Here is an 11,890-nt window from a genome sequence, read left to right on the forward strand (position 1 = left end):
TACTTGCTAAGGATTCCTATGCCACTGCGTTCGCTTCAGGCTCTGTGTCTGGTTAACTTTTTTATGGCTGACGTACGAGATGGTCTTGGGCCTTTTCTCGGCATATTTCTGACAGAACGCCACTGGAATGCAGGAGATATTGGCTGGGTGATGACCGCCGGTGGCCTTGCAGGGCTGGTTGCCACCCTGCCGGCGGGTTTAGCCACAGACGCTACTCGCCATAAACGATCGTTGCTGCTCATCGGTTCACTCCTGATCACCCTATCCACCTTGCTGCTGTGGTATTTCCATCAGGGATGGATCGTGGTTTTATCGCAGATTGTGACTGGCCTTTCCGCCGCGCTCATCGCGCCGATGTTGACGGGTATTACCCTTGGCCTGGCCGGTCCGCAAGGATTTAGCCATCAAATGGGGAGAAATGAAGCCTTCAACCACGGCGGAAATATGACAGCCGCCATTATTGCGGGTGCTTCAGTGTGGTTGTGGGGCACGGGTGCGGTGTTTGTACTCATGACGACGATGGCGCTGTGCGCAGGTGCAGCCGTGCTGGCTATTCGTCATAACGACATCGATAACCTTGCCGCGCGCGGGCTTTCTGGCAGCGAATCGGCCAGCAACGTCCCACGTCTTTATCAGATTGCCCGTAATCCTGCCGTCATTATCACGGGAGTCACGCTGTTACTCTTCCATCTTGGCAATGCCGCGCTGTTACCTATGCTGAGCCTGCGGGTGGCGGCAGCGCACAATGCAGCCATCAGCCCCGGACTTTATGCTGCCGCCACGGTGGTTATTTCACAATGTGTGATGATTCCCATGGCGCTGTATGCTGCACGTCACGCACCGCGTTTTGGCTATCCCGTGCTGATCACGGCGGCGCTGCTGGTGCTGCCGTTACGTGCGTTGATTGCCTCCGCTTTTGACGGCGCTTATTTCATGATTCCGGTACAGATTCTGGATGGCGTAGCGGCGGGTCTGCTGGGCGTGGCGGTGCCGGGTTATATCGTGAAGGTGCTTGAGGGCAGCGGACATACCAATGCGGGTCAGGGTTTTATCATGCTCATGCAGGGCGTCGGCGCGGCAATGAGTCCCGCGTTGGCGGGAAACATTGCCGCAGCCTATTCCTATCGCAGTGCGTTTGCCGTGCTAGGCGCAATTGCCCTGGCGGCGCTGATCACCTGGTGGATAGGCAGCCGTTATTCAGAGAAAAACGGCGTGCCACGCTCAGCGCGTTCTTAGCTGAGGCTCGATTAACTCAGCTGGAAACGCCCAACGGTGTTCGCCAGCTGCGAGGCCTGATCTTCCAGCGAACTGGCGGCGGCAGACATCTCCTGCACCAGCGCGGCGTTCTGCTGCGTGGTGCTGTCCATCTCGTTCACCGCGATGGTCACCTGGCTAATGCCGCGCGCCTGCTCATCGGAAGCAATCACAATTTCACCGATAATGGTGCGCACCGAATTCACCGCCTGCGTCATCTCCTGCATGGTCTTGCCCGCATCCTGCACCAGCTGCACGCCGCTGCCGACGCGCTGCGTGGATTCTTCAATCAGCGCGCCGATATCTTTCACCGCATTGGCGCTGCGTTGGGCCAGATTACGGACTTCCGACGCCACCACGGCAAAGCCGCGTCCTTGTTCTCCGGCACGCGCCGCTTCTACTGCGGCGTTCAGCGCCAGAATATTGGTCTGGAAGGCGATGCTATTGATGATGGCGGTGATGTCGCCAATTTTCTTCGCGCTGTCGTCAATTTGCGCCATGGTTTGCACCACTTCGCCCACCAGCGTTTCACCACGGCTGGCAATGTGCGTGGCGTTGTCGGTGAGCGTTGTCGCCTGATGCGCGTTGGTGGCGTTGTGTTTCACCGTGGCAGTGATCTGCTCCATGCTGGCGGCGGTTTGCTCTAGCGCGGCAGCTTGCTGCTCGGTACGCGATGCAAGATTGAGGTTGCCGCTGGCGATTTCACCCGCGCCCTGACGCACCGACGAACTGGCATCCTGAATCTGTCCCACGATATCGCGCAGCTGGTTTTGCATGGTATGCAGCGCATAGAACAAGCTGCTGTTATCGCGCCCTTTCAACGTGATGACGTTATCGAGTTTGCCATCGGCGACGGCCAGCGCGATGGTCGCGGCTTCCAGCGGTTCGCCACCAATCGGCTTCAGCACTTTGCGGCTGAACAGCATGCCAAGCAGCGTACACACCACCAGAATGCTGATGATCATCAGGATCACCGCGTTAATCAGTTGACGATGCGCCGCCGCCATCACCTGGCTGACCGGCGCAACCACGCCGAGATACCATTTCTGATCGCTGTTACCAATCACCACCGGCTGCCAGGTTACCAGCGCATCTTCACCCAGCAACGCATCATGATGTTCCATCACGCTGCTGCTGAAGTTATGGGTATCACCTTTCCACGGCTTGCTGGTCTGGCTTTTATCCGGATAAGAGACCACATTACCCGCGCTGGAGAGCAGCATCGCATAGCCGCTGCCATCCCACGGTTTGATTTTGTTGACCTTTTCCTGCAGCGACGCCAGCGAAATATCGGACGTCACCACGCCCCACAGTTTGCCTTGACTCACAATCGGCGCCGCTACCGAAGTCAGCAGCGTCGGCACGCCGTTGTAGGCGTAGCTGTAAGGCTCAATCAGCATATCTTTCTGACTTTTTTGCGGCAGCAGATAGTAATCGCCCTGACCTGGCGTGAAGATCGAGGTCAGCGGATGCAGGTTAAAATTGCCGGTTTGTTCGCGATCGACGAAGAAGGCGTAGCGACCTTTCGGTGCCGCATTGGCTTGGGTGGCGAACTCCGCGTCACGTCCGTCGAAGGCGTTTTCTTCGAAGATCACCGAGATCGACAGGTAATCGGGATTATCGCGCAGCGCCGATTCCATCAGCTTATCAGCAACTTTACGGTCCTGAATGCCCGCCGCTGGCAGTGCGATCAAGCTGTGGCCGAGGTTATGCGCCACATCGCGCGCGTAGCTAAGTTCATGCTGAATTTGCAGCGCCTGGCTTTGTGCAATCTGCTGCAGATAGCTTTCGGCCAGCGACTTTTGTTCGTTACTGGATTGCCAGCTCAGCACGCCGATGGTTACAGCAAAGCCGAGTGTGATGGTTAAGGCGCCCGTCAGCAGCATCTGCGTGCGGGTGCTCATTGTTTTCTTAGGTGATGCGTGTTTGGCCATTATGGCGCTCCTGGAGTTGACACTTTTCGGTATTCAGAACCACTCCCTGTGCGCGTGCATCCCTTTGAACACTCTATCGGCGCGCGGCGGTAGAACTTGATGGCAAGGTACCAAACTCCGGTGGATTGCCGTTGATGGTGACCGACATCAGGTCAGCGCCAGATGCCTGCCTTCTCAACTGGTCAATGAGCCGATTACAGACTATTATTCAGCTCACTATATGAGCCGAATAGCCGTTCTATTCAGCTCACGCGATGCAGGAGTGACTTTATGATGTGGATTTGGCAGCAGCCCGATTGGCCGCAGTTTCGCTGGCAGGAAGAGAAATTACTGCCGCGCCTGCGCCAGCTGCAGCAGCAGCGCGGCGTCTTGCTGGGCCGCGCTAGCGTGCAAGATAACAGCGATCAACAAACGCTGGATACGTTGCTCAGCAATATCCTCTCTTCCTCAGCGATTGAAGATGAGCGCGTCAACGCGCAGTCGGTACGATCGTCCCTTGCCCGCCGTTTAGGCGTTTCGCTCAATCAGCCTTACCCGGTTTCCGAACGTTCCGAAGGTTTGGCAACCATGATGATGGATGCCATCACGCAACGCGATCAGGAACTCACGTTGGTGCGTTTATGTCAGTGGCATCGCTGGTTGTTCCCCGCAAGCGAATGGACCATCAAGCGACTGAATGTCGGCACGCTGCGCGGTGATGAACCGATGCAGGTCGTTTCGGGGCGTATCGATCGGCCAACGGTACATTTCGAAGCGCCGCCGCGCGCCGGGCTGCAGGCACAGCTTGAGGAATTTATCGCGTGGTTTAATCACAGCCGCGCGGATCCGCTGCTCGACCCGCTGTTGCGCGCCGCGCTGTGCCATCTGTGGTTCGTTACGCTGCACCCGTTTGATGACGGTAATGGACGCATCACCCGCGCCCTGACCGATTTGGCGCTGGCGCAAGCGGATAGCCAAAGCATCCGCTTGTATGCCATGTCCGCATCGATTCTGGCGCAACGTGCCGATTATTACCGCATCCTGCAGCAGACGCAGTGCGGTGCGCTGGACGTCACAGATTGGCTGCTGTGGTTTTGTGATGTGCTGAATGACAGCCTTGAGCGCGCGCTGGAAACCGTCACGCGCACGCAAAACAAAGCGCGCTTCTGGTTAATGCACAATGCTGCTGAGCTGAGTGCGGAGCAAACCCGCGTGCTGAATCGCTTACTGGATGGCGGTGAACAGGGATTTAACGCAGGCATAAGCGCCGGCCAGTATCAGAAGGTGGCGAAAGTGAGTAAAGCCACGGCGACGCGACATCTGACAGAACTGCTGGCGAAAGGTTGTCTGGAGAAATTACCCGGCGGCGGGCGCAGCACGCGCTACCAGATTAAGCATTGATGGGTAACCAGGTGCGCATCAATGCGCACCTGACAAAACGGCTTACGCCGCTTTAACCGCGCGGACTTTCTTTTCCGGCGCTACCGCTTCCGCTTCGCTCTCGGTTTCCGCAGCGGCTTCTGGCACTTGCGCAACCTCTTCTGCCTTTACAATATCCGGCAGCTTGCTGGTGCGCAAGATATGCTGCACCGCGTCTTTCTGTTCAGCCAACAGCAGACCCAATGCTTCGGCCTGCGCTTCACCCAACTCTGGCTGATGTTGCTGTAGCCAATCGGTAAAGGCGTCTGCCATATCGAGCATTTTGTCCCAGGCATCCGCGTCTTTTTTATTGGCAAACGTCATCTTTTCTTCACCCTTTCTGACTACAACATATTTGGTTTCGACTGCCATGATGCACCTCGATTAACTGTATTTATATACAGTATATTATGATCAAACTTTTCCAGGCAATGACTTTCTGCTGTTAAGCCAGTAATTCTTCCAGGAACAGCGCCAACGCTTTGCGCGGATCGTCCTCTTCCGAGACGATCATCTCAATGCCCCACTGCCCTAATACCTCTTTTGCCACCGGGTTGTTGCGGTTGGTGAACAGGTACGATTTAGGACGCGCGGTGGCCAATCCGGTTCGGCCCCACATTTTTGTCAGGCGGTAGAATAACAGACGAATATTGAAATCGCTGATGCTGTAGCCCACAAACAATACCGAGTTGCCCATGACGTCGTGCGTGAGTTTGATATCCAGCGGCGAATCAAAATAGAGGCGTTCAAAGTAGCTGCTTTCATCCAGCACAATTGACGTATCGTCGTCGAAATCACCATGCAGTTTGATGATGTGGCGCTTATCTTCAGTCAACGACACCAAATCTGCCGCGTTCGCGACTTTACTGTAAGGCACGTTGTGCGCCTCATGCGCCATTTCAAGCCAGCGATCGTAATTGGTGGTGTAGATGCGTGAGAAATTGCCTTGGGTGATCATGGTATGGATTTCAGAACTGCGCACATCAATATCCGGGCGATGCCATTCGCGATCCATCCAGCTGCGCAGCGGTCCCAGCGAGCCTTTACGCTGCTTGTAATACTCCGCCAGCGACAGATGCGTGCCGTAGGTATTGAAGATTTTCGGGTCGTAGCCCAGCTCTTTAGCCAGGTGCGCAATCAGCTCATGCCATTCCGGCAGGCCAAGATTGCGTGAAATGCCTGCACCGGCGAACAGGATCAGTTTACCGGCGTCGTAGGCGCGTTTTAGCTCGGGTTTCATGCCAATCCCCGCGATGTTTTCAAAAAGGTTGCGAAGCGATCCAGCGCCAGGCGACGCATCGAAATCTCATTTTTCAGCTCGCCCATTTCGGCGAAAGTTTGCGTGTGTCCTTCCGGGATAAACACGCAGTCCCATTGAAATTCGCGTGGACCAGCAGGCTCGGTGGCGATAGTGCCGCGCAGTTCGCCTTCGAACTGATACATTTTTTGCCCATCGCAATAGCCAAGCACGGTTTTTGCCGTGACGCAGGCGCTATCTAAACCGTTCACCAGTTTAGTGAAGCGCTCGGCATTCAGGCGGCTCCAGAAGATGCGCGTCAATCCGGCCGGTAAGCCGTTCAGGCCATCCAGATAGAGCCCGGTGTGTTCGACAAACAGTGGACGACCAATAATAGAGAACGTTTTGGTGAGCTTGTCGCGCACCAGTTCAACCTCATTTTCAGTCTGAATCTCTTCAATACGGCGTGCGATGGGCAGCACTTCGACACCGACCGGCTCAAGGATGGTACGCACCTCGGCCAGCTTTAGTTCATTGGCAGACAGGAATCGTATTTTCATTGCAATCAGTATGTTGAAGGTGAGTTTAAGCTCTGTAAAAGCCTTTCCGTTGGTCGTTGATTCTAGCGCGCCTACCGGGCACTGGGTAGGAACAATCTCTGATAGGAGAAAACAAAATTATGACTTTATTGATGCAAGAATCTAGAATAATTATGCGATTCAATTTAATAAATATGACAGTAAAAATGAGAACCTCAGATGATTTCTTATTTTAGCTCCAGATATTCCATGCTAAAAGATTTACCCTTCATTTTGCAGGGTGATAACCCAGAAAAAAAATTGCGCTTAACTCTGCTCATTGCTGGATTTTCCAGCATCCTGGCGGGTTTTTATATGGTAGCGACGAATTTCATTAAGGGAGAAAATGGTGTTTCCGCCTTATATTGCCTGAGCACCGCGATGGGATTTTATATTGTCATTGCGGCATTCCGTGACAAGCTGAACAAACATCTCTACATCATCGTGCATGCTTTGTTACTGATCATAATGCTGTTGTTTCTGCTGGATAATGACCACAGAGTAGAAAAACACTCAGAGTACAATTATCTGGTGGCGTTAACCGTCGGCTCAGCATTGGTATTACGCCAGCAAACACCTTACTTAAGTAAAATATTCCCGTTAATCTGCCTGGTGGTTTATCTGTTTTTTATCTCGACCGGATTAACCTGGCAACATAGCGCGTTTCAGCTCAATATTCCGCATGAATCCGGCTTTTATATCGTCAACTGTGCAGTGCCGATGATCGCGCTGTTGTTAACGGCATTCACGCTGCGCGGCAACTACTCCGAAACCGATTTGATCAAACGTGAACTTTCACAAGCCATCGAAAAGAATCAGCTGGAGCTCTATTACCAGCCACAAGTCGACAGCAATAAAAAGCTGATTGGATTTGAAGCCCTGCTGCGCTGGAAGCATCCTGTTAAAGGCTTTATTTCACCCGAAGTGTTTATTCCAGTGGCCGAAAAAAGTGGCTTGATTATCGACATTGGCAAGTGGGTGATGGAACACACCTTACAGCAAATCGCCGAATGGGATCGCGGTCAGCACCTTAGTGATTTGGTGTTTTCTGTTAACATCAGTCCGCTGCAGTTAATACACCGCGATTTCACCCAGGATACCTTGTTATCGCTGTCACATTATAAAATCCGCCCCGAACGCCTCAAGTTTGAAATTACTGAAACCAGCTTTGTCTACGACCAGAAACGTATTGGCGACGTAATCAGCCATTTTAGCCAATTAGGTGTTAAATGGGCGATTGATGACTTTGGCGTCGGCTATTCATCGCTTAAATCGATCAGTGATTTTGCCATTGATGATATTAAGATTGATAAATCATTAATCATGCAGATTTTTAAAAATGAGTCATCGGCGATTGTGGTGCAGAAAACTATCGAGTTATCGCGTGAGATGGGTCTGAATGTGCTGGCTGAAGGCATCGAGAGTGAGGAGTATTTCACCTACCTGCGCGATAAAGGCTGTCATCTGTTTCAGGGCTACCATTTCGCCCGCCCGCTGCCGCCCGCAGATGCGCAGGTATGGATCAAGAAAGCCAAAATATAATCTCCTGTTTTGCAGGGTCGCCATTTATGGCGACCGGCACACGGCATATTAACTAAAACAGCAGTTTCGCAAGTGAAAGACCCGCTCCTAAGGTTACAAATTGGGTAGTCACTATCCATTTGGTTTGTGTAATCATTGCTTTATATAAATCGACCTTTATCGCCGTAACATCCTCCCTGGTAGCGTAATTAGACTTGATCACCGCTACATCCGCTTTCACGGCAGCCACATCCTCTTTAGTCGCATAATTTGACTTGATTACCGCCACATCCGCTTTGACCGCTTCGACATCCTGTTTCGTGGCATAGTTTGACTTAATCACCGCTACGTCAGAAACCAATACGGTAACATTGTCTTCCAGACTTTTAACACGCTCTTGCATTCCTTTACCTCCGCTCGGTGGTTGTCCGCCTTGTTTGCATTTACGTTGACGGCACGCATAATTGATAACACTTTTATTTAACGGTTCAGCTAACATTATTTCACCCCAATCGTTTCCATTTTTGATTGGGTAATGCAGGTTGACGGTAGGCCATATAATCAAACTCCCTTTTGCAATGGTAAACGTTAAACACCGCACTCGCCTAAAACCCTGAACATATTAACACCGGTTTTTTTCACAAACATTAGTGGTTTGAATAAGAAAAATAAAAATAACTGTCAAAAAAACAAAGAAGATAATCAATCAACTGAGCAAGTAACAATCTACAGACAATTTAATGTGAGCCGACCTAAAACCCAATGAAATAAAAAAAAGCTCACAACTTTCACATCGTGAGCTTTCTCGCAAAATTAAGCAGAACAGAAAATTACTGGTAAATAATCCCCGGCGGATTTACCTGCGAGGTTTCCACCGCCTCTTCCTGTTCGCCCCAGCGTGCCAATACTTGTTTGTACTCGCCGCTGGCAATCGCGCCATTAATTGCCTGCTGCAGTGCCACATCCAATCCATTACCTTTTTTAGTGGTCACCGCTACCCAAGCGCGGAACGGGCCGTGGCCGACGATTTTGGTCTGCCCGCGCGAAGCGACTTTCCATGCTGCCAATGATTGAGGGCCAAACGTTGCATCCGCACGTCCCGAAAGCAGCGCCAGCGTGGCCGCCGCATCATCGTTGAGATAGATCGGCTGCACCGGCGCTAAGCCCTGCGCGCGGTTCTTCTCATCCCAGCTGAGTAAAATCCGCTCCTGATTGGTGCCCGAACCCACAATGATGCGCTTACCCGCCACATCTTCGCGGCCCTTAATCGCGGTTATCGCACTGTTGGTTTTCACCGCAAAGGCGTGGTTATCCGCGCGATAAGTGGCGAAATCGAACTTCTTTTTGCGCTCTTCGGTGACGGCAATATTGAACATCGCCACGTCATACCGTCCAGCGGTAATACCCAGCGGCCAATCTTCCCAGGCGGCTGGCACCAGCTTCAGCTTTAAACCCAAACTGTCCGCCAGCAGACGCGCAATATCCGGATCGCTGCCGATCAGCGTTTTATTATCCGACGCCCATAAACCGATCGGCGGCGAGTTCATCGCCGTGGTGGCGACGGTCAAATAACCCGGATTCACCAAGTGAAAACCCGCCGGAATCTTCGCGATAGCCTGGGGATTCGCGGCTATATTGATGGGCGTTTCGTTGTTTTTGGCATCCAGCGTTTCTGCTGCGATGGCTGGCGCGCCTGACATCACTGTCAGCAACGCCGCAATAATCACTCTTTCCATTAAAGTACCCGCGCCAGAAAACGTTTGGTGCGCTCGTGGCGCGGCTGATTCAGTACCTGATTACTGCTGCCCTGCTCAACAATGCGTCCATCGACCATAAACACCACGTTGTCCGCCACTTCACGCGCAAAACCGACTTCGTGCGTGACAATCACCAGCGTGGTGCCGGAACGCGCCAGCTTTTTGATCACATCCAGCACTTCACCCACCAACTCGGGATCGAGCGCTGACGTCGGTTCATCAAACAGCATCACGCGCGGATTGAGCATCAAGGCACGCGCAATCGCGATACGCTGCTGCTGGCCGCCCGACAAATGGCGCGGCCAGGCATCGGCTTTGTGACGCAGGCCAACCACATCCAGCAATTCACCCGCGCGATCAATCGCTTCACGGCGAGACAGTTGACGATGCGCAATCGGCGCTTCAATCAGATTCTCCAGCACCGTCAGATGCGGAAACAGATTGAAGTTCTGGAACACGTAGCCAACGTTGATGCGCTGACGCAGAATCGCCTGCTCTTTCAGCTCATACAGCTTGTCGCCGCGACGCTGATAACCGATGTAATCGCCATCGATCTGGATATAGCCTTCATCAACGCGCTCCAGATGGTTAATGGTGCGCAGCAGCGTCGATTTGCCCGAGCCAGACGGCCCGAGAATCACCGTCACCGATCCTGGTTCCAGCTCCAGCGACACATCATCCAGCGCTTTCAGTTTGCCGAACGACTTGCTCACGCCGGTAATGCTAATGGCGCCAGCGGTATGCAGATTGCGGTAATCAATGGCTTCGGACATGGGAAAGCTCCTCGGTTGCAGGTTTGGCGCTGCGGTTACGCCATTGACGCCAGCGCGACGGCTGCGGTTCACGGGTGACACTGCGCGCCAGCCAGCGCTCAACGCTGTGCTGCAGCAGTGACAAAACGGTGGTGATAATCAGATACCAGGCCGCGCCGACCATCAGCAGCGGAATCACCTGCTGCGTGCGGTTGTAGATCATCTGAATGGTGTAAAACAGTTCCGGCATCGCCAGCACGTAAACCATTGAGGTGCCTTTGGCGAGGCTGATGATTTCATTAAAAGTGGTAGGAATAATCGCGCGCAGCGCCTGCGGAAGAATGATGCGGAAGGTACGGCGCGTGGAGGATAATCCCAGCGCCGAAGCCGCTTCAAACTGGCCGTGATCGACACCCAAAAAGCCGCCGCGAATGATCTCAGCACTATAAGCGCTCTGCACCAGCGTCAAACCAATCACCGCCGCCGGGAACTGGCCGAGCACGTTGATGGTCTGGAAATGGCCCCACGACAGCGCGGTAAACGGAATGCCGAGCGACAACGTGTCGTACAGATAGGAGAAGTTGTAGAGGATGATCAGCACCACGATCAGCGGCAGCGAGCGGAACAGCCAGATATAGCCAAACGCCAGCGTACTCAGCAGCCAGGATGACGAGAGGCGCGCCAGCGCCAGCAAACCGCCAAAAATCAGGCTGAGTATGGTACCAAACAGCGTCAGCAGCAGCGTTTGCCCCAAACCGCTGAGGATCACCGGATCAAAAAACCATTTGGCGAACACGCCCCATTCCCAGCGCGGATTGAACGCAACCGAATCAATCACGCTGGCCAGAATAAACAACGCGACAATCGCGCCGACGGTACGTGCCGGATAGCGCGCCGGCACCACGGTTAAACGTTGTGGTTCATTACGCATTACAACTCCTTAGCTGGCCTGCGCCACGCTATGTACATCAATCACTTTCAGGAAGCGCAAGCGTCCATCGTGTGGCGGCTGGCTGTAGACTTCCATATCCTCCAGCAGCTCAAACTGCGGCTGATAACCGTGGCCGATATACAACTTCACCGCTTCTGGCTGGCGGAAACCGGTGGTGAGAAACACGCGCTGATAGCCCGCACGCAGCGCACGGCGCTCCAGTTCCTGCAGGATTAGCAGTGCCAATCCCTGACGACGCAGATCGCTGCGCGTCCAGATGCGTTTAAACTCAGCGGTCACCTCGTCGTAGGGTTTATACGCGCCCATCGCGATGATCTCGCCGTCACGCTCCAGCACGATAAACAGCCCGCGCGGCGGTAAATACCATTCGGTCAGCTCCACCTCTTTTTGGCTGGTGAAGAACGCGCCGTAGCGCGCGGTATATTCACCAAACAGTCCGGTCAAAATCGGTTGCAGCTCAGGCGCTTCCGGTGATACTTCGCGGAACAGTTGCTCGCTCATGCGGCC

The 11,890-nt window shown here is 53.5% G+C and carries 12 protein-coding genes; 3 read left to right on the plus strand and 9 right to left on the minus strand.

All coding sequences use genetic code 11. The features are described from left to right. Nucleotides 1-18: 18 nt before the first annotated feature. Nucleotides 19-1,236, plus strand: a complete 1,218-nt coding sequence (locus tag K5Y33_RS11525; protein ID WP_101761412.1) for an MFS transporter — start codon at nt 19-21, stop codon at nt 1,234-1,236. 11 nt (nt 1,237-1,247) lie between these two features. On the opposite strand, the gene K5Y33_RS11530 is transcribed toward K5Y33_RS11525, so the two are convergent. After that, complete coding sequence (locus tag K5Y33_RS11530) at nt 1,248-3,188, minus strand: methyl-accepting chemotaxis protein (protein ID WP_222234000.1); 1,941 nt, start codon at nt 3,186-3,188, stop codon at nt 1,248-1,250. Between the two features lie 270 nt (nt 3,189-3,458). Between K5Y33_RS11530 and K5Y33_RS11535 the strand changes: the two genes are divergently transcribed. Next, the gene (locus K5Y33_RS11535) at nt 3,459-4,568 is read left to right on the plus strand and encodes a Fic family protein (RefSeq protein ID WP_222234001.1); all 1,110 of its coding nucleotides are present in this window, start codon (nt 3,459-3,461) and stop codon (nt 4,566-4,568) included. Nucleotides 4,569-4,610: 42 nt separating this feature from the next. Here K5Y33_RS11535 and K5Y33_RS11540 read toward each other — a convergent pair whose 3' ends face one another. The 3 genes from K5Y33_RS11540 to K5Y33_RS11550 form a co-directional block, all read right to left on the minus strand. Next, on the minus strand, nt 4,611-4,958 hold the full coding sequence (locus K5Y33_RS11540) for a YebG family protein (protein WP_222234002.1): 348 nt from the start codon (nt 4,956-4,958) through the stop codon (nt 4,611-4,613). A 73-nt stretch (nt 4,959-5,031) separates the two neighbouring features. Next, nucleotides 5,032-5,826, minus strand: coding sequence for an SIR2 family protein (locus K5Y33_RS11545; RefSeq protein WP_008108794.1), 795 nt, complete (start codon nt 5,824-5,826; stop codon nt 5,032-5,034). Beyond that, nucleotides 5,823-6,383, minus strand: a complete 561-nt coding sequence (locus K5Y33_RS11550; RefSeq protein WP_222234003.1) for a non-canonical purine NTP pyrophosphatase — start codon at nt 6,381-6,383, stop codon at nt 5,823-5,825. The genes K5Y33_RS11545 and K5Y33_RS11550 overlap by 4 nt, the downstream gene beginning before the upstream one ends. Nucleotides 6,384-6,782: 399 nt before the next feature. On the opposite strand from K5Y33_RS11550, the gene K5Y33_RS11555 reads away from it, so the two are divergent. Continuing rightward, nucleotides 6,783-7,943 (plus strand): bifunctional diguanylate cyclase/phosphodiesterase, encoded by a 1,161-nt coding sequence (locus tag K5Y33_RS11555; protein ID WP_255610299.1) that lies wholly within the window; start codon nt 6,783-6,785, stop codon nt 7,941-7,943. A 52-nt stretch (nt 7,944-7,995) separates the two neighbouring features. On the opposite strand, the gene K5Y33_RS11560 is transcribed toward K5Y33_RS11555, so the two are convergent. The 5 genes from K5Y33_RS11560 to K5Y33_RS11580 form a co-directional block, all read right to left on the minus strand. After that, nucleotides 7,996-8,421: a hypothetical protein gene (locus K5Y33_RS11560; RefSeq protein WP_255610300.1), complete on the minus strand. Its 426-nt coding sequence runs from the start codon at nt 8,419-8,421 to the stop codon at nt 7,996-7,998. A 331-nt stretch (nt 8,422-8,752) separates the two neighbouring features. Next, nucleotides 8,753-9,658 (minus strand): ABC transporter substrate-binding protein, encoded by a 906-nt coding sequence (locus K5Y33_RS11565; protein ID WP_222234005.1) that lies wholly within the window; start codon nt 9,656-9,658, stop codon nt 8,753-8,755. After that, entirely contained in the window at nt 9,658-10,452 is a 795-nt protein-coding gene (locus K5Y33_RS11570; protein ID WP_110868468.1) for an amino acid ABC transporter ATP-binding protein, read from the minus strand. The genes K5Y33_RS11565 and K5Y33_RS11570 overlap by 1 nt, the downstream gene beginning before the upstream one ends. Then, entirely contained in the window at nt 10,436-11,362 is a 927-nt protein-coding gene (locus K5Y33_RS11575; protein ID WP_110868467.1) for an amino acid ABC transporter permease, read from the minus strand. Before K5Y33_RS11575 ends, K5Y33_RS11570 begins: the two co-directional genes overlap by 17 nt. Nucleotides 11,363-11,371: 9 nt before the next feature. After that, nucleotides 11,372-11,884 (minus strand): GNAT family N-acetyltransferase, encoded by a 513-nt coding sequence (locus K5Y33_RS11580; RefSeq protein ID WP_101761402.1) that lies wholly within the window; start codon nt 11,882-11,884, stop codon nt 11,372-11,374. Between the last annotated feature and the right edge of the window lie 6 nt (nt 11,885-11,890).

It is taken from the genome of Pantoea sp. DY-17 (assembly GCF_019795975.1).
GTDB classification, from domain to species: domain Bacteria; phylum Pseudomonadota; class Gammaproteobacteria; order Enterobacterales; family Enterobacteriaceae; genus Pantoea; species Pantoea leporis.

Excerpts from the sequence above, each read along its gene's own strand:
- K5Y33_RS11545 (WP_008108794.1), bottom strand. The coding sequence starts at position 5,826 with ATGAAACCCGAGCTAAAACGCGCCTACGACGCCGGTAAACTGATCCTG.
- K5Y33_RS11580 (WP_101761402.1), bottom strand. The coding sequence starts at position 11,884 with ATGAGCGAGCAACTGTTCCGCGAAGTATCACCGGAAGCGCCTGAGCTG.
- K5Y33_RS11525 (WP_101761412.1), top strand. The coding sequence starts at position 19 with ATGCCACTGCGTTCGCTTCAGGCTCTGTGTCTGGTTAACTTTTTTATG.
- K5Y33_RS11570 (WP_110868468.1), bottom strand. The coding sequence starts at position 10,452 with ATGTCCGAAGCCATTGATTACCGCAATCTGCATACCGCTGGCGCCATT.
- K5Y33_RS11550 (WP_222234003.1), bottom strand. The coding sequence starts at position 6,383 with ATGAAAATACGATTCCTGTCTGCCAATGAACTAAAGCTGGCCGAGGTG.
- K5Y33_RS11555 (WP_255610299.1), top strand. The coding sequence starts at position 6,783 with ATGGGATTTTATATTGTCATTGCGGCATTCCGTGACAAGCTGAACAAA.
- K5Y33_RS11540 (WP_222234002.1), bottom strand. The coding sequence starts at position 4,958 with ATGGCAGTCGAAACCAAATATGTTGTAGTCAGAAAGGGTGAAGAAAAG.
- K5Y33_RS11530 (WP_222234000.1), bottom strand. The coding sequence starts at position 3,188 with ATGGCCAAACACGCATCACCTAAGAAAACAATGAGCACCCGCACGCAG.
- K5Y33_RS11560 (WP_255610300.1), bottom strand. The coding sequence starts at position 8,421 with ATGTTAGCTGAACCGTTAAATAAAAGTGTTATCAATTATGCGTGCCGT.
- K5Y33_RS11575 (WP_110868467.1), bottom strand. The coding sequence starts at position 11,362 with ATGCGTAATGAACCACAACGTTTAACCGTGGTGCCGGCGCGCTATCCG.
- K5Y33_RS11535 (WP_222234001.1), top strand. The coding sequence starts at position 3,459 with ATGATGTGGATTTGGCAGCAGCCCGATTGGCCGCAGTTTCGCTGGCAG.
- K5Y33_RS11565 (WP_222234005.1), bottom strand. The coding sequence starts at position 9,658 with ATGGAAAGAGTGATTATTGCGGCGTTGCTGACAGTGATGTCAGGCGCG.